The organism is Variovorax glucosi, from assembly GCF_051216695.1.
Taxonomy (GTDB): domain Bacteria; phylum Pseudomonadota; class Gammaproteobacteria; order Burkholderiales; family Burkholderiaceae_C; genus Variovorax.
In genome coordinates, this window is record NZ_JBPJZE010000001.1 from 300,895 (window position 1) to 326,412 (window position 25,518).

Genomic DNA, 25,518 nt, shown 5'->3' on the forward strand with positions numbered 1-25,518 from the left:
TACTCAACGCCGACATACATGCCCAAACGCAAAGCAGCCGCCCCCAACCGCGCCTTCAAGGTCGCCGATCAGATCCAGCGGGATCTGACGGAGTTGATCGCGCGCGAGTTGAAGGACCCGCGCGTCGGCATGGTGACGATCCAGGCGGTCGAGGTAACGCCCGACTATGCGCACGCGAAGGTCTACTTCAGCGTGCTCACTGGCGACGTCGCCGCGACGACCGAAGCGTTGAATCAGGCTGCAGGCTTCCTGCGCAGCGGCCTGTTCAAGCGCATCCATATCCATACCGTGCCGACGCTGCATTTCCTGTTCGACCGCACCACCGAGCGTGCGGCCGACATGAACGCGCTCATCGCCCAGGCCGTCGCTTCCCGCTCCAAGGACGAGTAGGCATGAACGCGCCACGCACCAGGGTGCAGCGGCGCCCCGTGCATGGGGTGTTGCTGCTCGACAAACCGTTGGGACTCTCCAGCAACCAAGCCCTTCAACGGGCCAAGTGGTTGCTGCGGGCCGAAAAAGCGGGTCATACCGGCACGCTCGATCCGCTTGCGACCGGGGTTTTGCCGCTGTGCTTCGGTGCGGCGACCAAGTTCAGTCAGCTGCATCTGGATGCCGACAAGACCTACGTTGCCACTGCGCGTTTGGGCGTCAAGACTTCGACCGGCGACGCTGAAGGCGAGGTGATTGCCGAGCGCGAAGTGAACGTCACATCTGTCGATCTTGCGCGGGTGCAGACACTGTTCACCGGACCGATCCGGCAGGTTCCGCCGATGCACAGCGCGTTGAAGAAAGACGGCAAGGCGCTGTACGAATACGCGCGCGAGGGCATCGAAGTCGAGCGGGCACCGCGCGACGTCGTGATCTACGCACTTGACGTGATGCCGCTCGAAGATGTTTCGGGTGTCGTCCGGGACCTGCGCATCACCGCGAAAGTCAGCAAGGGCACCTATATTCGCACGCTTGGCGAAGACATCGGCGAAGCGCTCGGTTGCGGTGCGCACCTGACATCCCTGCGTCGGATTGCCACAGGCAACTTCGGCGAATCGCAGTGCATCACGCTCGAGGCGCTCGAAGCCATGAGCGAGGAAGATCGACTGGCGCAGTTGCAGCCTGCCGAATGTCTCGTAGCCGGCCACAGCCGTGTCACGCTGGGCACGGAAGATGCAGCGCGCTTCCTCTCCGGTCTACGCCGGCGCGGCGAGTGGGCGGACGCTGCCGAAGTCGCTGTCTTCGGCGATGAACCTGCTGCCTTTCTCGGTACGGCCCATGTCACGGCCAATGAATTGATCCCGGGTCGCTTGCTGAACCCTATCGAAATCCAGCAAATCCTTTTGACTGCGTCCCTGAACGCAAACCTCTGCGAAACGACATCATGAGCATCAAGCAAATCCGCAACATCGCCATCATTGCCCACGTGGACCATGGCAAGACCACGATGGTCGACCAGTTGCTGCGCCAGTCCGGCACCTTCGCCGAGCACGAGAAAGTCGTCGACACGGTGATGGACAACAACGCCATCGAAAAAGAGCGGGGCATCACCATCCTTGCCAAGAATTGCGCCGTGACCTGGGAAGGTACGCACATCAACATCGTCGACACCCCCGGTCACGCCGACTTCGGCGGTGAAGTGGAGCGTGCGCTGTCGATGGTGGACGGTGTGGTGCTGCTGATCGATGCGCAGGAAGGCCCGATGCCGCAGACGCGTTTCGTGACCAAGAAGGCGCTGGCCCTCGGACTCAAGCCGATTCTCGTCGTGAACAAGGTCGACAAGCCGGGCGCACGTCCCGATTTCGTCGTCAACGCCGCATTCGATCTGTTCGACAAGCTCGGCGCAACCGATGAACAGCTGGATTTCCCGGTCGTGTACGCGTCGGGCATCAACGGCTGGTCTTCGATGGAAGAGGGTGCGCCGGGCGAGCAGTGGGGTCCCGACATGTCGGCCCTGTTCAACACCGTGCTCAATCACGTTCCGGCCCAGAAGGGCGATCCTGAAGCACCGCTTCAGCTGCAGATCTCGGCGCTCGACTTCTCGACCTTCGTTGGTCGTATCGGCGTCGGTCGCATCAGCCAGGGCACGATCAAGCCGATGATGGACGTCGTCGTCATGGAGGGTCCGGACGGCAAGGCGATCAAGGGTCGCGTGAACCAGGTGCTGACCTTCCAGGGTCTGGAGCGCGTTCAGGCGACCGAAGCCGGCCCCGGCGAGATCGTGCTGATCAATGGCATCCCTGACCTCAACATCGGCGTGACCGTGACCGATGCGGCCAAGCCGGCGCCGCTGCCGATGCTGAAGGTCGACGAACCGACGCTGACGATGAATTTCTGCGTGAATACCAGCCCCTTGGCCGGTCGCGAAGGCAAGTTCGTCACCAGCCGCCAGATCTGGGACCGCCTGCAGAAGGAACTGCAGCACAACGTGGCGCTGCGCGTCAGCGAAACCGATGAAGAAGGTATCTTCGAAGTCATGGGTCGCGGCGAATTGCACCTGACCATCCTGCTGGAAAACATGCGTCGCGAAGGTTTCGAGATGGCGGTGAGCAAGCCACGCGTCGTCATGAAGGATGTGGACGGCGAGAAGCACGAGCCCATCGAACTGGTGACCGCCGACATCGAAGAGCAGCATCAGGGCGGCGTGATGCAGGCCCTGGGCGAGCGCAAGGGCGAGTTGGTCAACATGGAGCCGGACGGCCGTGGCCGTGTCCGTCTCGAATACCGCATTCCGGCGCGCGGCCTGATCGGCTTCACGAACGAATTCCTGAATCTGACGCGCGGTTCGGGCCTGATCTCGAACATCTTCGACAGCTATGAGCCGCACAAGGGTGACATCGGCGGTCGCAAGCAAGGCGTGCTGATTTCCATGGACGATGGCGAAATCTTCACCTATGCCCTGGGCAAGCTGGACGACCGTGGCCGCATGTTCGTGCGCGCCAACGATCCGGTGTACGAAGGCATGATCGTCGGCATCCACAGCCGTGACAACGATCTGGTGGTCAACGCCACCCGCACCAAACAGCTGACCAACTTCCGCGTTTCGGGCAAGGAAGATGCGATCAAGATCACGCCGCCTATCGAACTGACGCTGGAATACGGCGTCGAGTTCATCGAGGACGACGAACTTGTCGAGATCACGCCGAAGAGCGTGCGTCTGCGCAAGCGTCACCTGAAGGAAAGCGATCGCAAGCGCGCAAGCCGCTGATCCCGCAGGATCGAAAAAAGCCGGCGCATTTGCATGCGCCGGCTTTTTTTATGAGGATCCGGTGTTATCCGGAAGCCGTTCAGGGACGAGCGACTTTCCAGACGCCGCCGACGCCGTCACCGGTACGGTCGCCGGACTTTGCATCCTTGGCCCAGTAGTAGAGCGGTGCGCCCTTGTAGGCCCACTGCATCTTGCCGTCGTCACGCGTCACGACGCTGTAGTCGCCCATGGGCCGTGCGGTTTCGGGCGCCATCAGGGCCGGCCAATTGGCGATGCACGGGCCGTTGCAGACCGACTTGCCGTTGCCGACGGTGTCGCGCGAGAAGGTGTACAGGGTCATCCCGGTCGGGCCGACCAGCACGCCGTCTGCCGTACGCGTCGGTGTGTCGCGCATGGCGCTGGAGGGGTACATGCTGCCGCAGCCTGAAAGAATGGCGGCGGCGAGGATGGTGGCGCTGAGCAGTTTCATAAAAATCACCTTCGGTTAAAAGACAAAAACACGCATGCGGGCGCGAAGTCTAGCCCTACGCGCCGATAAAGAGCAGAGCTGTCCGCCTACGAGCGTGTAGCCAGGCGCCGACAGATTTCGGCGGCGTTCTTCAGCTTCGCATCACGCGTTGCTTGATGCGCTGGGCCGGATTGCCCGCGTAAACGGTCCAGGGATCGAGCGAGCGGAAAGTGACGCCTCGCGCTCCGAGCACGGCGCCTTCGCCGACCTCCACACCGGGGCCGACGAACGCTTCGGCAGCGATCCAGGCCCTGGCGCCGATGGTGATGGGACGCGTCGTCAGCTGGAAAACCTGCGATGTGATGTCGTGGCTGCCGGCGCACAGGTGTGCGCCTTGCGAGACGATGGCGCCGGCACCGATGTGGATAGGCGCCATGTTGTAGCAGTTGACGTCTTTTGCCATGACGGCGCCGTCGCCCATGTGCAGGTGCGGCGGATACCAGATGCGCGCGCCGCCACGCACGTCCGCGCCGGTGCCTAGCTTGGCTCCGAAACAGCGCAGCACGAATCGTCGCCATGCGCGCAGCGGCGGCGGCGTCCAGGACGCAAGAATCGCCCAGCTCATGATCCAGAGCGCGCGCTCGATACGGTTCGACAGCGAGAAACTCGGGCCGTCGCCTTTCTGGTTGAAGCGTTCGGCGTCCAGGGGTTGCAATGCCATGGTGTGATTTCCTGTTCTTAGCGGGTGCGGCTTTTCATGGCGCGTTCGACTTCGCGCTTGCCTTCGCGATCCTTGATGGTGTCGCGCTTGTCGTGCTCGGCCTTCCCCTTGGCCAGCGCAATCTCGCATTTCACCTTGCCGGCTTTCCAGTGCAGATTCAGCGGCACCAGGGTGTAGCCCTTCTGCTCGATCTTGTTGGTGAGCTTGCGGATCTGCTCGCGATGCAGCAGCAGCTTCTTGGTGCGGATCGAATCGGGTGTGGTGTGGGTGGAGGCACTGCGCAGCGGATTGATCTGGCAGCCGACGATGAACATCTCGCCGTCGCGGATCATCACGTAGCCGTCGGTCAGCTGCACCTTGCCTTCACGAAGCGATTTGACCTCCCAGCCTTCCAGCACCATGCCGGCCTCGAATCGCTCTTCGAAGAAGTAGTTGTACGCGGCCTTCTTGTTGTCGGCGATGCGCGAAGGAGTTTCTTGTTTCTTGGTGGCCATGTCGGTTTTAGATAAGGGCGCATGGCATCAATACAATCGAATCGCACACACAGTGCAGATTCTATGAAAACCGTTCACAAGTCCGTACTCATCTGGTACAGCGCCGAAGAGATGTATGCGCTGGTCACCGATGTGGCGAAATATCCCGAATTTCTTCCCTGGTGCGATGCGTCGCGCGTAATCGAGGAGGGCGACAACAGCATGACTGCCGAAATCGGCCTTGCATTCGGCGGCATCCACCAGGGCTTTACCACGCAGAACACCCACGTTCCCGGCCGCGAGGTCCGGCTCAAGCTGGTGAAGGGCCCGTTTTCCAATCTCGACGGCACCTGGAAATTCAATCCGGTCGGCGAAGCCGGCGAGCGCGCCTGCCGCGTCGAGCTCGACCTGACCTACGGCTTCAGCAATTTCGCGCTGCAAGCCATCGTCGGGCCGGTGTTCGACAAGATCGCGTCCAGTCTCGTCGAGGCTTTCGTGAAGCGTGCCGAGCAGGTCTACGGCAAGACGTGAGCGTCGAAGTCACGCTGGTTTATTCGCCGGCACCGCGCGAGATGTTCGAACAGGTTCTGGTGCTCGGTTCGGGCGCGACCGCGAAGGATGCCGTTGCAGCAAGCCGGATCCGCGTCGAATATCCCGGGCTGGACTGGCAGGCGATGACGCCCGGCATCTGGGGCAACGCATCGGATTGGGACCGGCTGCTTCTCGGCGGCGAGCGGATCGAGTTGTGCAGGCCGCTGCTTGTCGATCCGAAAGTCGCGCGGCGCGAACGTTTTCAGAAGCAGGGCACGCGGGGTACCGGGCTTTTTGCACGCCAGCGCGAAGGCGGCAAGTCGGGTTACTGACCCGGGCTGCGATGGCTCCAGGCGATGTGCTACTTGCAGTCGCTATCGATCACCGTTTGCAGGCGTTGATTCTCGGAAGCGCGGGCCTTGTCGTCCATGATTTCCCGCTCGCCTTGCGCATTCAGCCGCGCAACGCGAATGCCACTGTCGAACGTCGCCTTGCCCTGGCGCGCCCGGCTGCAGTTGTCCGCCTTGGCCTTGGCGACTTTCTCCGCTTCGGCTGCCTGACGGGCTTTTTCTTCGGCTTCGGCCTTGCGGGTCTTTTCTTCGAGCTCCTTGTCTACACCCGACGGTTTCGGCGGACTGCTGGCCGCGCCGCGCGGAGATGCCGCTGCAGAATCCTGGGTCGACGGTGTCGACTGCGTCGAGGACGACGAATCGATGCCGGGCCGGGACAGTGGCGCGCCGGCGCGACGCAGGATGTTCTTCTCGGGAACATCGGGAGGCGGTGCCTGGTCGCTGAACACCTTCTTTCCCTGCTTGTCGATCCATTGCCACTGCGCGCTCGCCGCCATCGGCAGGGCGAGGAATGAAGCAACGAGAGCCATGACCAGTGGATGAGACGTTTTCATGCGCGGCAGTTTAGCGCCGGATCGGGATGCGATCGGGGTTGTCATGGAGGTCTCGTTACAATCCGTCTTTTGGAGCTTCAGTCATGCGCCTTCTCGGCAAAGCGCTCACCTTCGACGATGTGTTGCTGGTGCCAGCGTTCTCCCAGGTCCTGCCCAAGGACACTTCCCTCGCCACCCGATTTTCCCGCAACATCGCACTGAACCTGCCCCTGGTTTCAGCCGCGATGGACACCGTGACCGAGGCCCGCCTCGCCATCGCGATCGCGCAGGAAGGCGGCATCGGCATCGTTCACAAGAATCTCACCGCGCAGCAGCAGGCCGCCGAAGTGGCCAGGGTCAAGCGCTACGAATCGGGCGTGCTGCGCGATCCGGTGGTCATCACGCCGACGCACACCGTGCGCGAGGTGATGGCGCTGTCGGAACAGCTCGGCATTTCGGGCTTTCCGGTGGTCGACGCGGGCCGCGTGATCGGCATCGTGACTGGCCGCGATCTGCGCTTCGAGACCCGCTACAACGCGCCCGTCACCGAGATCATGACGCCGCGCGACAAGCTCATCACCGTGCCCGACGGCACGACGCTGATCGATGCCAAGGCGCTGCTGAACAAGTACAAGCTCGAACGCCTGCTCGTCATCAACAACGCCTGGGAGCTGAAGGGCCTGATCACGGTCAAGGACATCACCAAGCAGACCAGCTTTCCCAATGCGGCGCGCGATCCGAGCGGTCGTCTGCGCGTGGGCGCGGCAGTCGGCGTCGGCGAGGGCACCGAAGAGCGCGTCGAGGCGCTGGTGCGCGCAGGTGTGGACGCCATCGTCGTCGACACCGCGCATGGGCACAGCAAGGGCGTGATCGACCGCGTGCGCTGGGTGAAGCAGAACTATCCGCAGATCGACGTGATCGGCGGCAACATCGCCACCGGCGACGCGGCGCGAGCGCTCGCCGATGCCGGCGCGGATGCGGTCAAGGTCGGTATCGGCCCCGGATCGATCTGCACTACCCGCATCGTCGCGGGCGTCGGCGTGCCGCAGATCATGGCTGTTGACAGCGTCGCAACTGCCTTGCAGGGGACCGGCGTGCCGCTGATTTCCGATGGCGGCGTACGTTACTCGGGTGACATCGCCAAAGCGATTGCAGCCGGCGCTGGCACGGTGATGATGGGCAGCATGTTCGCCGGCACAGAAGAGGCGCCGGGCGAGATCGTGTTGTACCAGGGCCGCAGCTACAAGAGCTACCGCGGTATGGGCTCCATCGGTGCGATGCAGCAGGGCAGCGCCGACCGGTATTTCCAGGAATCGACGACCGGCAACCCCAACACCGACAAGCTGGTGCCCGAAGGCATCGAAGGCCGCGTTCCGTACAAGGGCTCGATCGTGTCGATCATCTATCAGATGGCCGGCGGTGTTCGTGCAAGCATGGGCTACTGCGGCTGCGCGACCATCGAGGACATGCAGAACCGGGCAGAGTTCGTGGAAATCACCACCGCCGGCATCCGCGAGAGTCACGTCCACGACGTACAGATCACGAAAGAAGCGCCCAACTACCGGGCTGAGTGATCCACAGCATGCAACACGACAAGATTCTCATCCTCGACTTCGGCTCGCAAGTCACCCAGCTCATCGCACGCCGGGTGCGAGAGGCACATGTGCTCAGCGAAGTGCATCCGTGCGACGTCACCGATGACTGGATTCGCGAATACGCAAAGGACGGCTCGCTCAAGGGCGTGATCCTTTCCGGCAGCCACGCCAGCGTGTACGAAGACACGACCGACAAGGCGCCGCAGGCTGTCTTCGAGCTGGGCGTGCCGGTGCTCGGCATCTGCTACGGCATGCAGACGATGGCCTACCAGCTTGGCGGCAAGGTCGAGGGCGGGCACAAGCGCGAGTTCGGTTTTGCGGCGGTTCGCGCGCGCGGTCACACCGATCTGCTCAAGGACATCGCCGACTTCACGACCGAAGACGGCGCCGGCATGCTGAACGTCTGGATGAGCCACGGCGACAAGGTCACCGAACTTCCGCCTGGCTTCAAGCTGATGGCCAGCACCGAAAGCTGTCCGATCGCCGGCATGGCCGATGAAGCGCGGCATTTCTATGCGGTGCAGTTCCATCCCGAGGTCACGCATACGCTGCAGGGCCAGGCGATCCTCGACCGTTTCGTGCTCGGCATCTGCAAGGCGCAATCCGACTGGGTCATGCGCGACCACGTCGAGGAAGCCGTCGCGAAGATCCGCGAGCAGGTGGGCGACGAGGAAGTGATTCTCGGCCTGTCCGGCGGCGTCGATTCGTCGGTCGCTGCGGCGCTGATCCATCGTGCCATCGGCGACCAGCTGACCTGCGTCTTTGTCGACCATGGCCTGCTGCGACTCAACGAAGGCGACATGGTCATGGACATGTTCGTCGGCCAGCTTCACGCAAAGGTGATTCGTGTCGATGCCAGCGATCTGTTCCTCGGCAAGCTCGCCGGCGTGAGCGACCCGGAAGCCAAGCGCAAGATCATCGGCGGGGAATTCGTCACCGTGTTCAAGCAGGAAGCGGCCAAGCTGACCAGCGCAGGCGCCAAGGGCGCGAAGTGGCTGGCGCAAGGAACGATCTACCCCGACGTGATCGAGTCCGGTGGTGCCAAGAGCAAGAAGGCCGTGACGATCAAGAGCCACCACAATGTTGGCGGCCTGCCTGAGCAGCTGGGCCTGAAGCTGCTCGAGCCGCTGCGCGATCTGTTCAAGGACGAAGTCCGCGAACTCGGCGTGGCGCTCGGTCTGCCGCCCGCGATGGTGTATCGGCATCCGTTCCCGGGTCCGGGCCTCGGCGTTCGGATCCTCGGCGAAGTCAAGAAGGAATATGCCGACCTGCTGCGTCGCGCGGATGCGATCTTCATCGAGGAGTTGCGGAACTTCGTCGATCCGGCAACCGGCAAGAACTGGTACGAGCTCACCAGCCAAGCGTTCACAGTGTTCCTGCCGGTGAAAAGCGTCGGCGTGATGGGCGACGGGCGGACCTACGATTACGTGGTGGCGCTTCGCGCGGTGCAGACGAGCGACTTCATGACGGCTGACTGGGCGGAGCTGCCATACGCGCTGCTGAAGAAGGTGTCGGGCCGGATCATCAATGAAGTGCGGGGTATCAACCGCGTGACCTACGACGTGAGCAGCAAGCCGCCGGCGACGATCGAGTGGGAGTGAAATCGATCGACCCAGACCTCAATATCGACCAGAGCATCGCTCTGCGCGCCCTCTCCAACGGGGTGCGGCTCCTCGCCATTCCCATGCCCCATGTGCAAAGCGTGAGCGTCGGCGTCTTCCTGCGCGTCGGCTCCCGCGACGAGACAGCGGCCACCAGCGGCATCGGGCATGTCCTGGAACACATGGCTTTCAAGGGGACGGCCACCCGCTCGGTGCAGGCCATCAATCTGGACGCAGAGCGGCTGGGCGCGGATGTCAACGCGTTCACTGGCAAGGACATGACCGGCTATTTCATGACCGGTCTGGGCCGCCACGCCGAGCAGCTCTTGCGCATGACGGCCGACATCGTGTTGAACAGCACTTTCCCCGACGCCGAACTGCAACGCGAGCTCGACGTGATCCGCCAGGAAGCCATCGAATACGAAGAGGATCCCGAGGACAGTTCCAGCGATTTGCTCGACCGCGCGATCTGGGGCGACCATGCGATGGGCATGCCGGTGATCGGCACCGTGGAGAACATCGAGGGATTCACGCGCGACGACCTGTTGCGCCATGTGCAGTCCCACTATGCCGCCGGAAAAACGGTCGTGGTGGCGGCCGGAAATTTCGATGTGGAAGGCTGGATGGCGGTGGCTGGCGAACTGTTCGCAACGATGCGTCGGTCGACCGAGCCGAATGTCTCCCTGCCGCCGGTCGCCGCGAAATATGTCGGCCATGCCTTGGCCAAGCGTTTCACGCAGGTATCCCAGGTCTTTCTGAACCTCGCCTATCCGCTCGCGCCCGAAACTGAAACCGAAGACGCGATGTCGCAGCAGCGCTGGCGCCTGGCCGCCGCGGTGGCTGCCAACCTCTTCGGCGGCGGAATGTCTTCTCCGCTGGTCGATACCGTGCGGGAGCAGCTCGGGCTGGCCTACACCGCGCATTCCACGATGGACGGCGGCGACGTCTGGGCCAACTTCGTGGTGCACGCGGTCACGACGCCAGACAAGCTGGATGCATTGGTTGCGGCAACGGGCGATTTGCTGCGTTCGCAGGCGGCAGCCACCGACCCGGTGCATCTGGAGCGGGCCAAGAACCAGCTGACCGTCTCGCGGGTGCGCGCCGGAGAGCGGACCTACGCAACGATGGAGCAGGCTGTCGAAGAGCTTTTCTCTAGCGGAACCGTGACGCCGATGGCCGATGCGATGGCGATTATCGAGGACATCGGAGCCGACGAAGTGCAGGCCGTTTTCAAGCGGATGCTGGCCAATCCGCCGGCGATTGCGATCACCGGAAAGGGCGCCAGCGCCCGAACCGCTCGTCGTCTGGCGGCGAGCCTGGCCGGCTGAGCAGGCCAGGCTTCGCTCATTCGACCTTGATCCCAGCCGCCGCGATGATGCGAGTGAGGTCGCGGCGCTCGTCCGCCAGATAGGTCGCGAATTGCGCAGGCGTCATCGACATCGGCTTGAAGCCGGCGTCGGCGAGCCGCCGGACCGTCACGGGGTCCGCCAATACCGCAGTCATCTCGCGGGCGAGCCGTTCGACGATCGCCGCATCCGTCTTCGCCGGAACCAGCAGGCCTTGCCACGATTCGACGTCGAGCGTCCTGAATTCGGCTGTTTCCGCGAGGCTGGGCACCTCCGGCAGCGTGGCCCAGCGTTGACGCGAAGTAACGCCGTAGGCGCGGACCTTGCCGTCGCGGATGAAAGCCTGCACCAGCGCGACCGGTAGCACCGCCAGGTCGATCTGCCCGCCGGCAAGTTCGGTCAGCACCTGCGGTCCCGACTTGTAGGGCACGTGCACCATGTCCAGCGCGCCCTGCTGCTTGATCATCTCGGCCGTCACATGCAGGCCGGTGCCGATGCCGTCGGTGCCGAAATTGAGCTTGCCGGGCTGGCTGTGGACGAGCTTGACCAGTTCCGCCGCATTGCGCGCCGGAAGGTCGGGCTTGCCCACGAGGACGAACGGCGAAGCCGCGACCGGAACGACCGGCGTGAGCTCCTTCAGTGCGTCGTACCTGTAGATGTTCGACGACACCAGCGGCGCCACGCTGACCGGGCTTGCGACGCCGAAGAGCATGGTGTAGCCGTCGGCGCGCGCGCGGATGACGCGCTGCGTCGCGATGGTGCCGGACGCGCCGACGGTGTTCTCGATCACGATGGTCTGCTTCAGCCGCTCGGCCAGCTTGGGCATGAGGATTCTCGCGGCCACGTCGACGCTGCCGCCCGCCGAAAACGGCACGACCGCCGTGATCGGCTCCGAGGGCCATGCCGTCGGCTGCGCCAGAGCGGCGAAGGACGCGGCCAGCAGGAAAGCGAACGCGGCGGCATGCCGGCGCGCCGTGGTCATGGAAAGCGGAGTTGTGGACATGAGGGGCTCGATGAATTGTTCGTGAGTCGGATCGAAAAGGCGTGCTCAGCCGCGCAACCAAGGCAGCTGCGCCGCCTGGTAGCGCCAGGTCTGGAAAACGCTGTTCAAGCGCCCGGGGCCGGTCTTGCGGGCGGCGGCATCCGGGTACTCGGCGAACCACGGCAGGATGTATTCCCAGACGACCTCGCCTTCGGGATTGACCTCGAAAAGACGCCCGGTGGCCGATTCGGTGACATGCGTGTTGCCGTTCCACAGGCGCTGCGCGTTGCCCATGAAGGCGGTGAAGAAAGCGTTGACCATCTCGTCGGCATAGGACCAGACGACCTCGCAGGTCTTCGGATCGATCTCGACGACGCGCGAAAACGGCACGTGGCTTCCGGTGCGGAAGTTGCCGTTGTCGAAGGCGAGGATGTGGCCGTTGGCCAGTGCCGTCGGCGCATGCTGGTGCGACACGACGCTCGGCGGGATGTGGAATTCGACGTCGCCGCTCGCCTTGTCGACGCCGATGATGCCGGCGGTCGTCCGCAGGCTCATCAGCACGCGACCCTCGGCATCGACATCGAGCCCGTTCACCAGCGGCCAGTGATAACGACCGAATCCTGGATGGATCGGAAAATCCTCCGGCTTCAGGTGCTCCCAGGACTTCCATTCCCAGACCAGCACGCCCGCGCGGTTCACTTCGCGGATCACGTCGCCGTACATCTGCTCGTCCGGACCGTGAGCCGTGCCGCCGGGCACGCGATCGGCAAAGCCTTCGGGGACCGGCGCGCAGGCGGCGTAAAGCAGATTTCCGTTGGCCAGCCACTTGGCATCGTGGTGATGGGTCGGATCTTCGTAGTGCCAGACCGTCTCGCCTTCAGGCGTGACTTCGGAGAAATCGCCGCCGTGCCACATCGACCACGCGGCATAGAGGTCGGGCGACTTCGCGTGGTTGCCGTTGTAGCCCATGTTGCCGTTCGGCAGAATCACCGCGTGGCGACCGGCGCGCAGCGGCATCTTCCACTGGTGGACCACTTCGCCATGCATGCCGACGAGGTAGACGTTGCCGTCGGCCGTCTGCGGCGCGATCAGCGTGTAACCACCTGCCGAAGCTGCGGGATCGTGGGCAATGAGGCCGACGCCGCGGCGGCGCTGGGTGATCTGGTCGACAGTGGTGGTCAATGCGGGCTCCTGAGGTGGACGGACCGCACCGTGCAGCCTGTCGATGCGCCAAATCTATGCAATTGCGCGTGTCCGGAAAATCTGTTTCTTTTGAACGACACGTTCGTAAATTTCGTACAGTCGGACGATGGCGTCCATCTCCCAGTCATTCCGCTGTTTCGACGAGGTCGCGCGACGCGGTTCCATCCGCAAGGCAGCCGAGTCACTGCATCTCACCGCTGCGGCGGTCCATCAGCAGATCCTCAACCTCGAGGAGCAGGTCGGCACGCCGCTGTTCGACCGGCTGCCGCGCGGCATGCAGCTCACCAGCGCGGGCGAGATCATGGTGGCCGCGGTGCGCAGAAGCCAGCGCGATTTCGACAGCGCGCTCTCGCAGGTCGAGGACCTCCGCGCGCTGCGGCGCGGCCACATCAGCCTGGCGGTGTCGCATTCGTCGGCCGAGCAACTGGTTCCGGACGTGATCGCGATCGCAGTGCAGCGCTACCCCGGCGTGACGTACAGCGTGCGCTCGGGCAGCGGCGAAAACATCCTCAAGTGGGTAGCAGCCGGCGAGGCCGACATCGGCTTCTGCCTGCGCCGCAGGCCGCCACCTGGCGTGGAGGAGGTGCGCGGCTTTCCGCAACAACTCGGCGTGGTCACGCCGCCGGGCCATGCACTCACCTTGCTGGGCCGCGCGCCCCGGTTGCGCGATTGCCTCGACCAGCCGCTGGTCCTGATGACGCCCGGCACGGAGTTGCGCGCGATGGTCGACCAGATCGATCACCGCGAGCACCGCAAGGCGCGGCCACTTGTCGAAACCAGCTCGGTCGCGATGGTTCGGCGCCTGGTACGCAGCGGCGTCGGCATCGGCTTCCTGATCCCGGAGAACGTCGCCGAAGACGTGGCTGCCGGTGTGCTGGCCTGGCAGGGTCTGGCGGACACCGGAGCCTGGTCGCACGACTGCCTTTATCAGCGCAGCGGGCAGACGACGACGGTGGCGATGGGTATGTTTCTGGAGTTCCTGGAGGCGCAGCTCACGGCCATCGGCAAACGCTTCGAACGCGCTTCAGTCGCTTAGTCGCTCAGCGCCCGCAGCCAGCCCAACCCCGCGCTCGTCCCCGCCGCCGGCCGGTATTCGCAGCCGATCCAGCCGTCGTATCCGGAAGCGTCGATCACCCCGAACAGATAGCGAAAGTCGACCTCACCCTGGTCCGGCTCGTGCCGGTCCGGCACGCCGGCGATCTGGAAATGCCCGACGCGCCCGGTCGGCAGGTAATGCCGGATCTTCATCGCCAGATCGCCCTCGACGATCTGGCAGTGGTACAGGTCCATCTGCACCTTCAGATTGTCCGCACCGACCTCCGCGATCACCGCATGCGCATCGTCCTGCCGGCTCAGGAAGTAGCTGGGCATGTCGCGGCCGTTGATGGGCTCGATCAGCAGCGTCCGGCCGGCCGGCCTGGCTTGCTCGCAGGCCCAGCGCAGGTTCGCGACGTAGGTGGAACGCATGACCGCACGGTCGGCGCCTGCCGGGACCATGCCGGCCATCACGTGGATGTGCGGGCAATTCAGTGCTTCCGCGTATTCGAGTGCACGGGCGATGCTCTGCCGGAACTCGTCTTCGCGGCCCGGCAACGCCGACATCCCGCGTTCGCCTGCGTCCCAATCGCCCGGCGGTGCATTGAAAAGCGCCTGCTGCAGGCCGTTGTCGGCAAGCCGGCGCGCGAGGTCTTGCGGCGTGTACGCATAAGGGAACAAAAACTCGACGCCCTTGAAACCGTCCGTTGCGGCGGCGGCGAAGCGGTCGAGGAACTCGTGCTCCGTGTACATCATGCTGAGGTTGGCTGCGAAGCGGGGCATGTGAATCCTGTGAATGTTGTTACCACTGCGCGCCAAATCGAACGCGCAGTTCGGCGATGCGTTCTTCCGACAAAGGTTCGGTTCCGGCACCGCAAAGCAGCCAGAGGCGCGCTGTTTCCTCCAGTTCCTCCAGCACCGCCATCGCGGCGGCCGGCGACGCATCCCACACCTGAGGCCCGAGCCGGTCGCACAACACGGCGCGTAGCCCGATGCCGCGTTTCGCATGCGCCGCGATGCTCTCGGCCACCCAGTCGCCGACAAGCGGATCGCCAGGCAGGAAGTAAGGCACGAGCGGCACGTGGCCGACCTTCATCACGAAATATGGCGTGATGGGCGGCAGCACGTCGCTGTCGCGCCAGACGCCGCGCAAGGTCAGCGCCACCAGATGCGTCGAATGGGTGTGCAGCACGCAGCGCGCGTTCGGCGCGGCGTCGTAGATGCGGCGGTGCAGCGCCAGCGTCTTGCTGGGCCGTCCTCCGGAAAGGGCTGTGCCGTCGTCGGCGACATGTGCCAGGTCTTCAGCCCGCAGGTTGCCCAGGCAGGCGTCGGTCGGCGTGATCAGGAAGCCGCCGCCGGCCTCGGGCGCCAGCCGCACGCTGATGTTGCCGGCGGTCGCGTGGACATAGCCGCGGTTGAAGAGGCTCGCGCCGACGCGGCAGATTTCTTCGCGCGCGCTGTTCATATCAGTGTGGACAGCCGTCACCGGGCACTTTCCTCGGGCGGTGCCGTGGCGAGTTCGGCGAAGGCGCGGGTGAAAAAGTCTTCGGCGCCGAAGTTGCCGGACTTCAGCGTGACGTGAATCTGTATTTCTCCCGCCATCGCCGAACACCACGGCACGCCCGGATCGATCTGCGCGCCGATGCGCAGCTGCGCGATTCCCAGCGCCTGCACCACCGCGCCGGATGTCTCCCCGCCCGCGACGACCAACTGACGCACGCCATTCGCGACCAGCGCCTGCGCGATGCGTCCGAGCGCGCGTTCGACCATCGCGCCGGCCTCGTGGACGCCGAGCCGGGCCTGCACTTCCTTCAATACCTCCGGCTCGGCCGTGGAGTAGACGAGTACCGGGCCGTCCTGCAGTTTCGGCACTGCCCAATCCACGGCAGCCGTCACGGTTCCATCTTCATCGTCGGCGAGCCGAAGCGGATCGAGTGCCAGCGCAGGCCGTCCGCTGGCGATGAACGCAGCAACCTGCGCATTCGTGGCGCGTGAGCAGCTGCCCGAAAGCACCGCCTGCAAGCCGGAAGCAGCCGGCAGCAGCGCGGCATCTCGATTCGGCGACAGGCCCGCATTCGCCGGCAGCGCAATCGCCACGCCGGAACCCGCAGTCACCAACGGCATGTCGGCGAGCGCCGGCCCGAGGCGCAGCAGATCGGCGTTGCCGACCGCATCGACGATGGCGATGCCGACGCCGTCGGCTTTCAGCACGGCGAAACGCGCCCTGATCGCGACTTCGCCCTGCGCCACGGTCGTGTGGTCGACCAGCCCGACCTTGCGCCGGGTCTGCGCCTGCAGCACGCGGACGAGATTGGGGTCGGTCATGGGCGTCAGGGGGTGGTGCTGCATGCCGCTCTCGTGCAGCAGAACGTCGCCGACGAAGAGATAGCCCTTGAACACCTTGCGGCCCATGTCGGGGAAGGCGGGCGTTGCGATGGTGAAGTCGCAGTGCAACGCGTCCATCAGGGCCTCGGTCACCGGGCCGATGTTGCCATCGGGCGTGCTGTCGAAGGTGGAGCAATATTTGAAGTAGATCTGCTGCGCGCCCTGCGCCTGCAGCCATTCGAGTGCCTCGAGCGACTGCGCCACCGCTTCCGCCGCCGGCAGCGTGCGCGACTTGAGCGAGACTACGACGGCATGCGCCGAGGTGTCGAGTGGCGCCGTCGGCACGCCGATCGTCTGCACGACGCGCATGCCGGCCCGCACGAGGTTGTTTGCCAGATCGGTCGCGCCGGTGAAGTCGTCGGCGATGCAGCCGAGCAGCAGTTTGTTCATCGATTTCAACAGTTTGCAGACAGGTTGCGAAGTATTAGAAGAACCAGCGCATCGGCACGGTCACAAGCGAGGGGAACAGTACCATCGCCAGCAGGATAGCCAGCTCCGCCAGCAGGAACGGCCAGACGCCTTTCATCAGGTCGTCCATCGAGATCCGCGAAACCCCCGCCACGACGTTCAGCACCGTTCCCACCGGCGGCGTGATCAGACCGATCGAATTGTTGATGATGAACAGCACGCCGAAATAGATCGGGTCGATGCCCGCTTCCTTCACGACCGGCATCAGCACCGGCGTGAGGATCAGGATGGTCGGGATCATGTCCATCGCGGTGCCGATCACGACCACCAGCAGCATGATCGCGAACATCAGCAGGATCTTGTTGTCCATGAACGGTTCGAGCAGCAGGATCACCTTGCTGGGCAGGTCGGCCACGGTGATCAGCCAGGCCGACACCATCGCCGCAGCGACGAGAAACATGATCACGGCGGTCGTCTGCGCGGCCGAGGCGAAGACGTCGAACAATTGTGTCCATTTCAGTTCCTTGTAGACGACGGTCGCCACGAACAGCGCATAGACCGCCGCCACCACCGATGCCTCTGTCGGCGTAAAGACGCCCATCTTCAGGCCGACGATGATGATCACCGGCAGCATCAGTGCCCAGATGCCTTCGCGGAATGCGCGCAACGTGTCGGCGAGCGAACGGCGCGGCGGCGGCGCCAGCGTTTCTCCGCGCACCACCCACCACCAGGTGACCCACAGCGCGGCGGCGATCATCAGCCCGGGGAAGATGCCGGCCAGGAACAGCTTGGTGATCGACAGGTTCGCCGCGACGCCGAAGATGACGAAGCCGATCGACGGCGGAATTACTGGCCCGATGATCCCGGCTGCGGCGATCAGCCCACCGGCGCGCGCCTTGTTGTGCCCGGCTGCGACCATCATCGGCACCAGCAGCGCCGACAGCGCAGCTGCATCGGCCACCGCCGAACCCGACAGCGCCGACAGGATGCAGGCCGCGACGATGGCGACGTAGCCCAGGCCGCCGCGCACGTGGCCGACCAGGCAGAGCGCCACGTCGACGATGCGCTTCGACAGGCCGCCCTTGTTCATCACTTCGCCGGCCAGCATGAAGAACGGCACGGCCATCAGCGCGAAGCTGTCGGCGCCGGAGATCACGTTCTGCGCAATGATCTGCGCGTCAAATATGTCCAGGTGCCACATCAGGGCCACGCCGCAGCCCAGCAGCGCGAAGGCGATCGGCATGCCGAAGGCCATGAAGCCGAGCAGCGAGCCGATGAAGACGGTGACGGTCATGCCGAGACCTCCGCGCGCCGGGTCGGTGTCACCGCATGCGCAGCACCGGCTTCGGCTTCTCGCTGCAGCTGGGCCTGCAGTTCGCGCTGCAATTTCTCGAACTCCGCCTGTTCTTCCGAATCCTTGACCATCACCAACTCGTCGTCGCGCAGGTTACCGACGAGGCCGCGCCACAGGTCATGCAGCAGGATCGGCAATGCCAGCACGCAGAAAGCCAGACCGGCGCCGTAGTACCAGGCCATCGAGAGGCCCGTCACCGGCGCGTCGTTGTGCAGGTTCACCTGAAGCTGTTGCCAGACGCCGATCAGGAAAATCACCGTCACGCCGACCATCACCGCCTGGCTGGCGATGAAGCAGATCCGCTTGCCGATGCGCGGCAACCGCTGCACCAGCGAATCCACGCCCAGGTGGCCGCGCTCGCGCAGTCCGATCACCGTCCCCATGAAGATCAGCCAGACGAAGAGCCACCGCGACAGCTCTTCGGAAACCGTGATGCCGTCGTTGAAGGCGTAGCGCAACACGACGTTGCCGAAAACCAGCACCACCATCGCGGCGAGGCAGGCAACGGTGAACGCCTTCAGCAGCCAGAAAAGGCCGTCCGTGACTTTTTGCATGGCGCGCTCCCTCAGCGGGTCTTGGCGCGCACGGCCTCGATCTCGGCCATCAGCTCGGTCACGGCCGGCTCGTTGGCAGCAAGTTCCTTCAGATAACGCTCGGTCACGGGGCGGACCTTGTCGCGGATGCGCGTCAATTCGGCCGGCGAGATTTCCGTGTAGACGGTTCCGGCCTTCTTCACCGCTGCGAGGGCGGTCGCTTCCATCTGGCGCGACACCGGTCGCTGCGCTGCAGCAGCCTCACGCGCCGCATCGGTCAAGATCTGGCGCTCGTCCGCCGAAAAGCCGTCCCAGCTCTTCTTGCTGATCAGGATGGCCAGCGGCTGGTAGACGTGGCGGGTGTTCGACAGGTGCTTCTGCACCTCGAAGAACTTGTTCGTCTCGTAGGCCGCGATCGGGTTGTCCTGGCCATCGACGGTCTTCGTCTCCATCGCGGTGTACAGCTCGGTGAACGACAGCGGCACCGGGTTGGCGCCCATCGCCCGGAACGAGTCCAGGAAGATCGGCGACTGCGGCGTGCGGATCTTCAGGCCCTGTATGTCCTCCAGCTTGGTGATCGCGCGCTTGCTGTTCGATATGTAACGGAAGCCGTGGTCGAAGTAGCCGAGGCCGACCAGGCCCGGCGGCAGCTTGGACAGGAATTTCTGGCCGACCGGGCCGTCGAGCACCGCGTCGACCTCGGCGAAGTTGTCGAACAGGAAATGCGCGTCGAAGGCGCCTAGCGACTTCACTTGGCCGACCATCAGCGCGATCGGCATGGTGGTCATCTCGATCGTGCCGCCCTGCACGGCAGACAGTGCCTGCAGGTCGCCGCCGAGCGCACCGTCGGCGAAACCCTTGACCGTCATCTTCTTGCCGCTCTTGGCAGCGACCAGTTCGGCGAACTTCTCCACGCCCCAGCCCATGTGACTGGTCTTGGGCTGGACGTATGAAAAGCGGATCGTGCGTTCCCTGATGTCGGCCGCATGGGCCGTGGAAAGCGCGACGGGGAGCGCGACTCCGCACAGCGCGATGGCCGGCAGGCACGAAAGCAGGCTGCGGCGCAGTGCGCCACGAAAAACGGATGTCGATGTCATGTCTTGTCTCCTAATTTTTTTATGTCGTACCGCGCTTGTCGGGCTCTGTCAGGCCGCGATCTTCTCGAGCGTCGGCATCACGCCCATTTCCTTGCGGAACAGGTCTTCCATCTCGCGGCGGATGCGGATCGCCTGGTGCGATGCGTCGATGGCGACGTCGGACCAGCGCACGGGTTGTCCGGCCGGAACCGCGCGCTGCAGCACGATGCCGTGCGCGAGGCCGATCGGCAAGGCGCCGCTGCGAAGCGATTCGGCGGCCGGCATCAGCTTGCCGTAGACCATGTGACCGCCTTCACCGTCGAGCTTTTCGCCGGCCTTCAGGTCGCGCTTGGCTGTCGCTGCGACATCGCCGAGGAACTCCCGGGTCGCGCCGGTCGCTTCGCCACGCAATGCGATGTTGGCGACCGAGATGCCGAGCTCCAGGCCGATCAGGTGGTACGGCTTGTACATCGTCGCGTAGGTGCCGCTCGCATCGGTCTTCAGCCCGTACTGCGCGAAGCATTCCTTCACGTAGTCGTTCGGCGCCTTGAAGGTCGCGTACACGCCCCAGCGCAGGTCGCGGAACACCGGCCGGCCGTCGCGCTCCAGCGAGGAGACGACTTCGACCGTGCCGCTGTGCGAAAGGATCCCGCCCTGGCTCGAAGGCTTGAGCAGGTTCGGCAGGTCGTCGACGCCGCATGGCGGGAATGCAAGGCCGCTGGAAGCCGGCGTCAGGCCGGTGCCGTTGGCGACGGCGGCCATCTCCAGCGCCGACTTGGTGCCGTCGAGAAAGGAATTGAACATCTGCGCGTTGAAGTCGCCGCCGGCCACCTGCGCTTCGGAGAAACCGTAGTGGCCCCAGACCGTGTCCGGCGTCGACTGGTGATAGACCGGCAGGTATTTCGTGCCCTTGCCGGCGCAAACGACTTCGAACCCTGCCGTGCGCGCCCAGTCGACGATTTCCGCGATCAGCGCCGGCTGGTCGCCGTAGGCCATCGAATAGACGATGCCGGCCTCTTCGGCACGGCGGGCGAGCAGCGGGCCAGCCAGCGCGTCGGCCTCCACGTTGACCATGATGATGTGCTTGCGATGCTCGCAGCAGAGCAGCGCGTGGCGGATGCCGGCGGACGGGCTGCCGGTTGCGTCGATCACGATGTCGAGTTCCGACTGCGAGATCATGGCTTCGGCATCGTCCTGCACGAAGGTCGAGCCGTTGCGGATCGCCTCGGCCCACGACTTGGCCGCGAACTGCGTATCGCTCCAGCCGACGCGCCTGAGCGACTGGCACGCGCGGTCGGGCGAAAGGTCGGCGATGCCCATCAGATGGATGCCGGGCGTGCGCGGCACCTGCGACAGGAACATCGAGCCGAACTTGCCGGCACCGATCAGGCCGACGCGGACGGGCTTGCCGGCTTCGGCCAATCCCTTCAGTTGATGGAACAGGTTGGACATGGTGCTGTTGTCTCTTTCAGGTTGGTGGCGCTGCAGGCGTGTCCTGCAACTGCGGCGCGAGATTAGTCTTCGACTATTTGCAAGTAAATGCCGTGTCCTGCACAGTTCATGTGCAAAATTCCGCATGCACAGATTCGACTGGAACGATTTGCAGGCCTTTCTCGCGGTGGTTCGCGCCGGACGGCTGACGACCGCTGCGCGACTGCTCGACATCGACCATTCGACGCTGAGCCGGCGCATCGCGGGGCTCGAGGCCAGCCTCGGCCAGACGCTGTTCGACCGCCGTTCCACCGGCTACGTGCTTACGGCCGAAGGCGAGCGGCTGGTGATCGACGCCGAGGCGATGGAGAGCCTGGCGATCGGCATGCGCGCGCGTTCGGACACCGGCTCCGGCGGCCTGACCGGGTCGGTACGGCTCGGCGTACCGGAGGGTTTCGGCACGTACTTCCTCGCGCCGAAGCTCGCGACGCTCGCGCGCGAACATCCGCAGCTGGAGATCGAGCTGATCGCGAATCCGCGCAATTTCAGCCTGACCAAGCGCGAAGCCGACGTCGCCGTCGCCATGTCGCGCCCGGAGCAGGGCCATCTGCATGCCTACAGGCTCACCGACTACGAGGTGGGGCTCTATGCGTCCCGCAGCTATCTCGACCAGTACGGCCCGGTCTACAACCGGGCCGAGCTGACGCAGCGCACCTGGGTCGGCTACGTCGACGACCTGATGTGGACCCGCGAGCTCGACTACATGAAGCACGTCTCGCCGGGGATGGTGCCGCGTATCCGCATCTCGAACGTGATCTGCCAGATGACCGCCGTGATGGGCGGCGTCGGCCTGGGCATGCTGCCGGTGTTCATGGCGCGCAACGAGCGGTCGCTGGTGCGGCTGTTATCGGAGGATGTCCGCCTGTCGCGCACCTACTGGCTGGTGACGCATGCCGACAGCCGAAAACTGGCGCGTGTCAGGGCCGTGGTCGATCATGTGCGGGAGCAGTCGGAAGCTGCGGGAGTCGCTTTCTGGGAAGACGCGACGCTGGGGCCGGCGCCCAGACACGATCAGGCTGCCGCATGAATCGACCATTTTTGCTCCGCTGGTTTCGGCGTATCGCACTCGCATTCCTGTCGTTCGCGGTGCTGCTCTCGGCCGCATGGGCGGTGATGGCGCTGCATTACCAGCTGCCGTTGCCGCAACCCTGGAAGGCGCTGGCCGGCGCGGCATGGGCCGGTTTCGCGCTGTCTGCGGTCTTGCTGGCCTGGCGCGGCAATGCAACCCGCGCGGTCTTGAGCTATGGCGTCGCATTCGCGCTGCTGCTCGGCTGGTGGGTGCGCATCGAGCCGTCCGATACCCGCGCCTGGGCCGACGACGTGTTGCGTCACCTGCAGGCCCGGCGGCAGGGCGACATCGTCACGCTCACCAATGTCCGCAATTTCGATTGGCGGACCGACACCGACTACACGCCGCGCTGGGAAACCCGCAGCTACGATCTGGCCCGGCTGCGTTCGGTCGACATGGCTGCTTCCTACTGGATGGGGCCGGCCATCGCGCACACGCTGGTGTCTTTCGGCTTCGACGATGGGAAAGACGGGACGGAACAACTCGTCTTTTCGATCGAGATCCGGAAGGAGAAAGGTGAAGAATTTTCCGCCGTCGCAGGTTTCTTCAAACGCTTCGAGCTCAGCCTGATCGCGGCCGACGAGCGCGACATTCTTCGCGTGCGCACGAACGTGCGTGGCGAAGACGTCTTCCTGTATCGCGTGAAGATGGCTCCGGAAGCCATGCGAGCGCTGTTGCTGGCCTATCTCGCGGAAGCCGACATGCTCGAACGGGCGCCGCGCTTCTACGACACGCTTTTCGCCAACTGCACCACCATCGTCTATGAAATGGCGCAGCGCATCGTTGGCGGACTGCCGCTGGACTGGCGGCTGCTGGCGTCCGGCTACTTGCCGGAGTATCTGCGCGACGTCGGCGGTCTGGTGCCGGGTTATGACCTCGAAACCCTGCGCGCGGCTGGCCGGATCACGCAGCGCGCTCAGGCTGCCGATGCCGACCCATGGTTTTCAACGGCGATCCGGCAAGGCATTCCGGGCATGGCGGAGAAGCGCTGAGGCGTTCAGCGTGCCGCATCGCCATACCGGTACTCGTGCGTCAGCTCGTCGAGCTTCTGCTTCAAGTCCGGCGTGAGCGCGTAGGTCGCCGCAGCCAGCGTCGCATCGAGCTGCTCCGGACGGCTGGCGCCCAGCAGCGGGGCGGTGATCGCCGGATTCGCCATCACCCACGCGACGGCCAGCGTCGTCAGCGGAACGCCGGCCTCGTCGGCCAGTTTCCCGAGCTGCTCGACCGTCTCGAAAGAGCGCTGGTTCCAGTAGCGCTCCTGATAGCGCTCGGCCGCGCTGCCGAGCGTGAAGCGCGTGCCTTCCTCTGGCGCCGATCCCTTCTTGTACTTGCCCGTCAGCAGCCCGCCTGCCAGCGGGTTGTACGGGATCACGGCCAGGCCTTCCTCGCGGGTCAGCGGCAGCAGTTCGCGCTCGATCTCGCGGAACAGCAGGCTGTAGCGAGGCTGGACCGAAACGAACTTCGTCACGCGCAAGAATTCGGCCCGACCCAGTGCCTTCGCCAGCCGATACGCCAGAAAGTTCGACACGCCGACGTAACGCGCGCGTCCCGACTTCACGATGACGTCCAGCGCTTCCACCGTTTCGTCGAGCGGTGTTTCGGCGTCGTCGGAATGCAGCTGGTACAGGTCGACGTAATCCGTCTGGAGCCGCGCCAGCGACGCGTCGATGGCGGAAAGCAGGTGCTTGCGCGATGCACCCTGATCCCATTTCTGCGGCCCCATCACGCCGACGGCCTTGGTCGCGATGACCAGATTCTGCCGGCGACCGGCGCTCGCGCCCAGCCAGTTGCCGACGATTTCCTCGGTGCGTCCGACAGTTTTCAGGCCGCCGCCGAGCGGGTACACGTCGGCCGTATCGAGAAAGTTGATGCCGGCTTCGGTGGCTTTGTCGAGGATGCGCCGGGAGACGTCTTCCTCGGTCTGCAGGCCGAAGGTCATGGTGCCCAGCGCCATGCGGGACACGGTCAGGCCGGTGCGGCCGAAGCGGGTGGTCGGAATAGGGGAAGCGGATGCGCTGGAAGTCGTCATGTTCGAAGTACCTTTGAATGCAGTGTCTGGACTGGGTCGATACAGCGTACGCCTGAAATATTCAACCCGCAGCACGCAGCGTTTCGGCCAGCCCTCGCACGCTCAGCGGCGCCGAGCCTTCGGCCTTGTTGCTGACGGTGACGTAGACCGGATATCCGGCGCGCGCCGTGGCCGCAGCGACACGGGCGAGTGCATCGCGCGTTTTCGGATCGACATCGACGAGTTTGTCGTACGGCGCATACAGGTCGCGCGCGTCCTCGTAGCCGTAGGCGCCGTTGACCGGATTCAGATTCCAGCGACAGACCAGCGGCCCCGGCCACAGCGCGCGGAGCATCGGCAACTGTGCGTCGATGTCCTGCATCTTGGCGTGCAGCCCGAGACAGAATGTGGCGCCGGTTTCGCGCAGCACGTTCGCCAGCGGCTGGCCGAGAAGTACCGGGTCGCGCACTTCGACAGCGATCACGCCGTCCGGCGCGACAGGCCGCAGCGAGGGCAGGGCGCGCAACATCGCTCCGAGTTTCTCCAGCAGCAGCGACTGATCGGAAAGAAACTGCATCGGCAGCGGACTCAGCTGAAACACCAGCGCGCCGAGCTTTTCTCCGAGACCCTCCAGCGCCGGCCTGACGAAGTCGTTCACGGCGATTTCGGGGCTCAGGAAAGCAGGATTCGGCTGCCTGCCGCGACCCTCTTCGCTGCGCACCACCGCATCGGTCACCATGCTCGGCGCCTTGACGACGAAGCGGAAGTCCGCCGGCACCGCGTCGGCGAGCTTTGAGTATTCGACGACGCCGAGCGGCTTGTAGAAGCCCTTGTCGATGCTGACGGTGCGAAACAGCGGATGCGCCGAGTAAGCGGGTATTCCGTGTCGCGCGAGCATCGAATCCGAATACCGGCCGTCCCAGACCAGGCCGTCCCAGCCGGGGTACGACCAAGACGAAGTGCCGAGCCGGATCTGCGGATGCAGCGCCTGTGCCAGGGCGATATCGTCCGGCGCTGCAGGCTGCGGCAGGACGGTTCCGGTGCGGGAAGAGCGCGTCTTTCCGGGCGCCCGGACGGCCTGATCCTGCTTGCCGCTGTCGCCGTTCGGGTCGGCATCGTCGTCGGTTGAAAAAAGCAAGTCCTGCATGGGCTGTGTCGAAGGGAAGGCGCCATTCTGATA

At 64.6% G+C, this 25,518-nt stretch carries 26 protein-coding genes; 11 read left to right on the forward strand and 15 right to left on the reverse strand.

The window, feature by feature from the left end; translation table 11 throughout:
- Nucleotides 1–18 precede the first annotated feature (18 nt).
- From rbfA to typA, 3 genes are read left to right on the forward strand one after another with little or no spacing between them, the layout of a single operon-like run.
- Nucleotides 19–390: a 30S ribosome-binding factor RbfA gene (gene rbfA / locus ACSFA3_RS01455; protein ID WP_435503630.1), complete on the forward strand. Its 372-nt coding sequence runs from the start codon at nucleotides 19–21 to the stop codon at nucleotides 388–390.
- A gap of 2 nt (nucleotides 391–392) precedes the next feature.
- Nucleotides 393–1,376 carry a tRNA pseudouridine(55) synthase TruB gene (gene truB / locus ACSFA3_RS01460; protein WP_435503631.1) on the forward strand — a complete coding sequence of 328 codons (984 nt, stop codon included), beginning with the start codon at nucleotides 393–395 and terminating at the stop codon, nucleotides 1,374–1,376.
- Nucleotides 1,373–3,196 carry a translational GTPase TypA gene (typA, locus tag ACSFA3_RS01465; protein ID WP_435503632.1) on the forward strand — a complete coding sequence of 608 codons (1,824 nt, stop codon included), beginning with the start codon at nucleotides 1,373–1,375 and terminating at the stop codon, nucleotides 3,194–3,196. The genes truB and typA overlap by 4 nt, the downstream gene beginning before the upstream one ends.
- Nucleotides 3,197–3,275: 79 nt before the next feature.
- On the opposite strand, the gene ACSFA3_RS01470 is transcribed toward typA, so the two are convergent.
- The 3 genes from ACSFA3_RS01470 to smpB all read right to left on the reverse strand — a co-directional run bounded on the left by ACSFA3_RS01470 (nucleotide 3,276) and on the right by smpB (nucleotide 4,859).
- Entirely contained in the window at nucleotides 3,276–3,665 is a 390-nt protein-coding gene (locus ACSFA3_RS01470) for a COG4315 family predicted lipoprotein (protein ID WP_435503633.1), read from the reverse strand.
- A 130-nt stretch (nucleotides 3,666–3,795) separates the two neighbouring features.
- Nucleotides 3,796–4,365, reverse strand: coding sequence for an LbetaH domain-containing protein (locus ACSFA3_RS01475; RefSeq protein WP_435503634.1), 570 nt, complete (start codon nucleotides 4,363–4,365; stop codon nucleotides 3,796–3,798).
- A gap of 17 nt (nucleotides 4,366–4,382) precedes the next feature.
- A complete protein-coding gene (smpB, locus tag ACSFA3_RS01480) occupies nucleotides 4,383–4,859 on the reverse strand; it encodes an SsrA-binding protein SmpB (RefSeq protein ID WP_435503635.1) in 477 nt (158 codons plus the stop codon).
- A gap of 63 nt (nucleotides 4,860–4,922) precedes the next feature.
- Here smpB and ACSFA3_RS01485 point away from each other — a divergent pair, with 63 nt between their 5' ends.
- Nucleotides 4,923–5,369, forward strand: a complete 447-nt coding sequence (locus ACSFA3_RS01485; RefSeq protein ID WP_435503636.1) for a type II toxin-antitoxin system RatA family toxin — start codon at nucleotides 4,923–4,925, stop codon at nucleotides 5,367–5,369.
- Nucleotides 5,366–5,701: an RnfH family protein gene (locus tag ACSFA3_RS01490; protein ID WP_435503637.1), complete on the forward strand. Its 336-nt coding sequence runs from the start codon at nucleotides 5,366–5,368 to the stop codon at nucleotides 5,699–5,701. The genes ACSFA3_RS01485 and ACSFA3_RS01490 overlap by 4 nt, the downstream gene beginning before the upstream one ends.
- A 29-nt stretch (nucleotides 5,702–5,730) precedes the next feature.
- On the opposite strand, the gene ACSFA3_RS01495 is transcribed toward ACSFA3_RS01490, so the two are convergent.
- A complete protein-coding gene (locus ACSFA3_RS01495; RefSeq protein ID WP_435503638.1) occupies nucleotides 5,731–6,273 on the reverse strand; it encodes a DUF4124 domain-containing protein in 543 nt (180 codons plus the stop codon).
- A gap of 83 nt (nucleotides 6,274–6,356) precedes the next feature.
- Between ACSFA3_RS01495 and guaB the strand changes: the two genes are divergently transcribed.
- The 3 genes from guaB to ACSFA3_RS01510 are packed head-to-tail and all read left to right on the forward strand — an operon-like array spanning nucleotide 6,357 to nucleotide 10,776.
- Nucleotides 6,357–7,826 (forward strand): IMP dehydrogenase, encoded by a 1,470-nt coding sequence (guaB, locus tag ACSFA3_RS01500; RefSeq protein WP_435503639.1) that lies wholly within the window; start codon nucleotides 6,357–6,359, stop codon nucleotides 7,824–7,826.
- Between the two features lie 8 nt (nucleotides 7,827–7,834).
- Nucleotides 7,835–9,448 carry a glutamine-hydrolyzing GMP synthase gene (gene guaA, locus ACSFA3_RS01505; RefSeq protein WP_435503640.1) on the forward strand — a complete coding sequence of 538 codons (1,614 nt, stop codon included), beginning with the start codon at nucleotides 7,835–7,837 and terminating at the stop codon, nucleotides 9,446–9,448.
- Between the two features lie 35 nt (nucleotides 9,449–9,483).
- Nucleotides 9,484–10,776: a M16 family metallopeptidase gene (locus tag ACSFA3_RS01510; protein WP_435504923.1), complete on the forward strand. Its 1,293-nt coding sequence runs from the start codon at nucleotides 9,484–9,486 to the stop codon at nucleotides 10,774–10,776.
- Between the two features lie 16 nt (nucleotides 10,777–10,792).
- Here the strand turns inward: ACSFA3_RS01510 and ACSFA3_RS01515 are convergent, their stop codons facing one another.
- Nucleotides 10,793–11,797: a Bug family tripartite tricarboxylate transporter substrate binding protein gene (locus ACSFA3_RS01515; protein ID WP_435503641.1), complete on the reverse strand. Its 1,005-nt coding sequence runs from the start codon at nucleotides 11,795–11,797 to the stop codon at nucleotides 10,793–10,795.
- A gap of 45 nt (nucleotides 11,798–11,842) precedes the next feature.
- The gene (locus ACSFA3_RS01520; RefSeq protein WP_435503642.1) at nucleotides 11,843–12,958 is read right to left on the reverse strand and encodes an aryl-sulfate sulfotransferase; all 1,116 of its coding nucleotides are present in this window, start codon (nucleotides 12,956–12,958) and stop codon (nucleotides 11,843–11,845) included.
- Between the two features lie 127 nt (nucleotides 12,959–13,085).
- Between ACSFA3_RS01520 and ACSFA3_RS01525 the strand changes: the two genes are divergently transcribed.
- Complete coding sequence (locus ACSFA3_RS01525; RefSeq protein WP_435503643.1) at nucleotides 13,086–14,015, forward strand: LysR family transcriptional regulator; 930 nt, start codon at nucleotides 13,086–13,088, stop codon at nucleotides 14,013–14,015.
- On the opposite strand, the gene otnI is transcribed toward ACSFA3_RS01525, so the two are convergent.
- Genes otnI through ACSFA3_RS01560 form a run of 7 tightly spaced genes read right to left on the reverse strand, consistent with a single transcriptional unit; the run spans nucleotide 14,012 to nucleotide 21,222 of the window.
- On the reverse strand, nucleotides 14,012–14,797 hold the full coding sequence (gene otnI / locus ACSFA3_RS01530) for a 2-oxo-tetronate isomerase (protein WP_435503644.1): 786 nt from the start codon (nucleotides 14,795–14,797) through the stop codon (nucleotides 14,012–14,014). The genes ACSFA3_RS01525 and otnI overlap by 4 nt on opposite strands.
- Before the next feature lie 19 nt (nucleotides 14,798–14,816).
- On the reverse strand, nucleotides 14,817–15,479 hold the full coding sequence (locus ACSFA3_RS01535; RefSeq protein ID WP_435503645.1) for a class II aldolase/adducin family protein: 663 nt from the start codon (nucleotides 15,477–15,479) through the stop codon (nucleotides 14,817–14,819).
- Nucleotides 15,480–15,496: 17 nt separating this feature from the next.
- Nucleotides 15,497–16,789 (reverse strand): 3-oxo-tetronate kinase, encoded by a 1,293-nt coding sequence (otnK, locus tag ACSFA3_RS01540; protein WP_435503646.1) that lies wholly within the window; start codon nucleotides 16,787–16,789, stop codon nucleotides 15,497–15,499.
- A 34-nt stretch (nucleotides 16,790–16,823) separates the two neighbouring features.
- Complete coding sequence (locus tag ACSFA3_RS01545; protein WP_435503647.1) at nucleotides 16,824–18,101, reverse strand: TRAP transporter large permease subunit; 1,278 nt, start codon at nucleotides 18,099–18,101, stop codon at nucleotides 16,824–16,826.
- Complete coding sequence (locus ACSFA3_RS01550; RefSeq protein ID WP_435503648.1) at nucleotides 18,098–18,715, reverse strand: TRAP transporter small permease; 618 nt, start codon at nucleotides 18,713–18,715, stop codon at nucleotides 18,098–18,100. The genes ACSFA3_RS01545 and ACSFA3_RS01550 overlap by 4 nt, the downstream gene beginning before the upstream one ends.
- 11 nt (nucleotides 18,716–18,726) lie before the next feature.
- The gene (locus ACSFA3_RS01555) at nucleotides 18,727–19,791 is read right to left on the reverse strand and encodes a DctP family TRAP transporter solute-binding subunit (protein ID WP_435503649.1); all 1,065 of its coding nucleotides are present in this window, start codon (nucleotides 19,789–19,791) and stop codon (nucleotides 18,727–18,729) included.
- Between the two features lie 48 nt (nucleotides 19,792–19,839).
- Nucleotides 19,840–21,222, reverse strand: a complete 1,383-nt coding sequence (locus tag ACSFA3_RS01560) for an NAD(P)H-dependent oxidoreductase (RefSeq protein WP_435503650.1) — start codon at nucleotides 21,220–21,222, stop codon at nucleotides 19,840–19,842.
- A gap of 124 nt (nucleotides 21,223–21,346) precedes the next feature.
- Between ACSFA3_RS01560 and ACSFA3_RS01565 the strand changes: the two genes are divergently transcribed.
- Nucleotides 21,347–22,288, forward strand: coding sequence for a LysR family transcriptional regulator (locus ACSFA3_RS01565; RefSeq protein WP_435503651.1), 942 nt, complete (start codon nucleotides 21,347–21,349; stop codon nucleotides 22,286–22,288).
- On the forward strand, nucleotides 22,285–23,322 hold the full coding sequence (locus ACSFA3_RS01570; RefSeq protein WP_435503652.1) for an Lnb N-terminal periplasmic domain-containing protein: 1,038 nt from the start codon (nucleotides 22,285–22,287) through the stop codon (nucleotides 23,320–23,322). Before ACSFA3_RS01565 ends, ACSFA3_RS01570 begins: the two co-directional genes overlap by 4 nt.
- Before the next feature lie 5 nt (nucleotides 23,323–23,327).
- Here the strand turns inward: ACSFA3_RS01570 and ACSFA3_RS01575 are convergent, their stop codons facing one another.
- Both ACSFA3_RS01575 and ACSFA3_RS01580 read right to left on the reverse strand, forming a co-directional pair.
- Nucleotides 23,328–24,329, reverse strand: a complete 1,002-nt coding sequence (locus ACSFA3_RS01575; protein ID WP_435504924.1) for an aldo/keto reductase — start codon at nucleotides 24,327–24,329, stop codon at nucleotides 23,328–23,330.
- Between the two features lie 91 nt (nucleotides 24,330–24,420).
- Nucleotides 24,421–25,485 carry a DUF72 domain-containing protein gene (locus ACSFA3_RS01580; RefSeq protein ID WP_435503653.1) on the reverse strand — a complete coding sequence of 355 codons (1,065 nt, stop codon included), beginning with the start codon at nucleotides 25,483–25,485 and terminating at the stop codon, nucleotides 24,421–24,423.
- Between the last annotated feature and the right edge of the window lie 33 nt (nucleotides 25,486–25,518).

What these genes read in the sequence shown, in the direction of transcription:
- truB (WP_435503631.1), top strand. Translation starts at nt 393, where the DNA reads ATGAACGCGCCACGCACCAGGGTGCAGCGGCGCCCCGTGCATGGGGTG.
- typA (WP_435503632.1), top strand. Translation starts at nt 1,373, where the DNA reads ATGAGCATCAAGCAAATCCGCAACATCGCCATCATTGCCCACGTGGAC.
- ACSFA3_RS01555 (WP_435503649.1), bottom strand. Translation starts at nt 19,791, where the DNA reads ATGACATCGACATCCGTTTTTCGTGGCGCACTGCGCCGCAGCCTGCTT.
- ACSFA3_RS01565 (WP_435503651.1), top strand. Translation starts at nt 21,347, where the DNA reads ATGCACAGATTCGACTGGAACGATTTGCAGGCCTTTCTCGCGGTGGTT.
- ACSFA3_RS01515 (WP_435503641.1), bottom strand. Translation starts at nt 11,797, where the DNA reads ATGTCCACAACTCCGCTTTCCATGACCACGGCGCGCCGGCATGCCGCC.
- ACSFA3_RS01495 (WP_435503638.1), bottom strand. Translation starts at nt 6,273, where the DNA reads ATGAAAACGTCTCATCCACTGGTCATGGCTCTCGTTGCTTCATTCCTC.
- smpB (WP_435503635.1), bottom strand. Translation starts at nt 4,859, where the DNA reads ATGGCCACCAAGAAACAAGAAACTCCTTCGCGCATCGCCGACAACAAG.
- ACSFA3_RS01525 (WP_435503643.1), top strand. Translation starts at nt 13,086, where the DNA reads ATGGCGTCCATCTCCCAGTCATTCCGCTGTTTCGACGAGGTCGCGCGA.
- ACSFA3_RS01485 (WP_435503636.1), top strand. Translation starts at nt 4,923, where the DNA reads ATGAAAACCGTTCACAAGTCCGTACTCATCTGGTACAGCGCCGAAGAG.
- ACSFA3_RS01570 (WP_435503652.1), top strand. Translation starts at nt 22,285, where the DNA reads ATGAATCGACCATTTTTGCTCCGCTGGTTTCGGCGTATCGCACTCGCA.
- guaB (WP_435503639.1), top strand. Translation starts at nt 6,357, where the DNA reads ATGCGCCTTCTCGGCAAAGCGCTCACCTTCGACGATGTGTTGCTGGTG.
- ACSFA3_RS01475 (WP_435503634.1), bottom strand. Translation starts at nt 4,365, where the DNA reads ATGGCATTGCAACCCCTGGACGCCGAACGCTTCAACCAGAAAGGCGAC.
- ACSFA3_RS01545 (WP_435503647.1), bottom strand. Translation starts at nt 18,101, where the DNA reads ATGACCGTCACCGTCTTCATCGGCTCGCTGCTCGGCTTCATGGCCTTC.
- otnI (WP_435503644.1), bottom strand. Translation starts at nt 14,797, where the DNA reads ATGCCCCGCTTCGCAGCCAACCTCAGCATGATGTACACGGAGCACGAG.
- ACSFA3_RS01470 (WP_435503633.1), bottom strand. Translation starts at nt 3,665, where the DNA reads ATGAAACTGCTCAGCGCCACCATCCTCGCCGCCGCCATTCTTTCAGGC.
- otnK (WP_435503646.1), bottom strand. Translation starts at nt 16,789, where the DNA reads ATGAACAAACTGCTGCTCGGCTGCATCGCCGACGACTTCACCGGCGCG.
- ACSFA3_RS01580 (WP_435503653.1), bottom strand. Translation starts at nt 25,485, where the DNA reads ATGCAGGACTTGCTTTTTTCAACCGACGACGATGCCGACCCGAACGGC.
- guaA (WP_435503640.1), top strand. Translation starts at nt 7,835, where the DNA reads ATGCAACACGACAAGATTCTCATCCTCGACTTCGGCTCGCAAGTCACC.
- rbfA (WP_435503630.1), top strand. Translation starts at nt 19, where the DNA reads ATGCCCAAACGCAAAGCAGCCGCCCCCAACCGCGCCTTCAAGGTCGCC.
- ACSFA3_RS01560 (WP_435503650.1), bottom strand. Translation starts at nt 21,222, where the DNA reads ATGTCCAACCTGTTCCATCAACTGAAGGGATTGGCCGAAGCCGGCAAG.
- ACSFA3_RS01550 (WP_435503648.1), bottom strand. Translation starts at nt 18,715, where the DNA reads ATGCAAAAAGTCACGGACGGCCTTTTCTGGCTGCTGAAGGCGTTCACC.
- ACSFA3_RS01535 (WP_435503645.1), bottom strand. Translation starts at nt 15,479, where the DNA reads ATGAACAGCGCGCGCGAAGAAATCTGCCGCGTCGGCGCGAGCCTCTTC.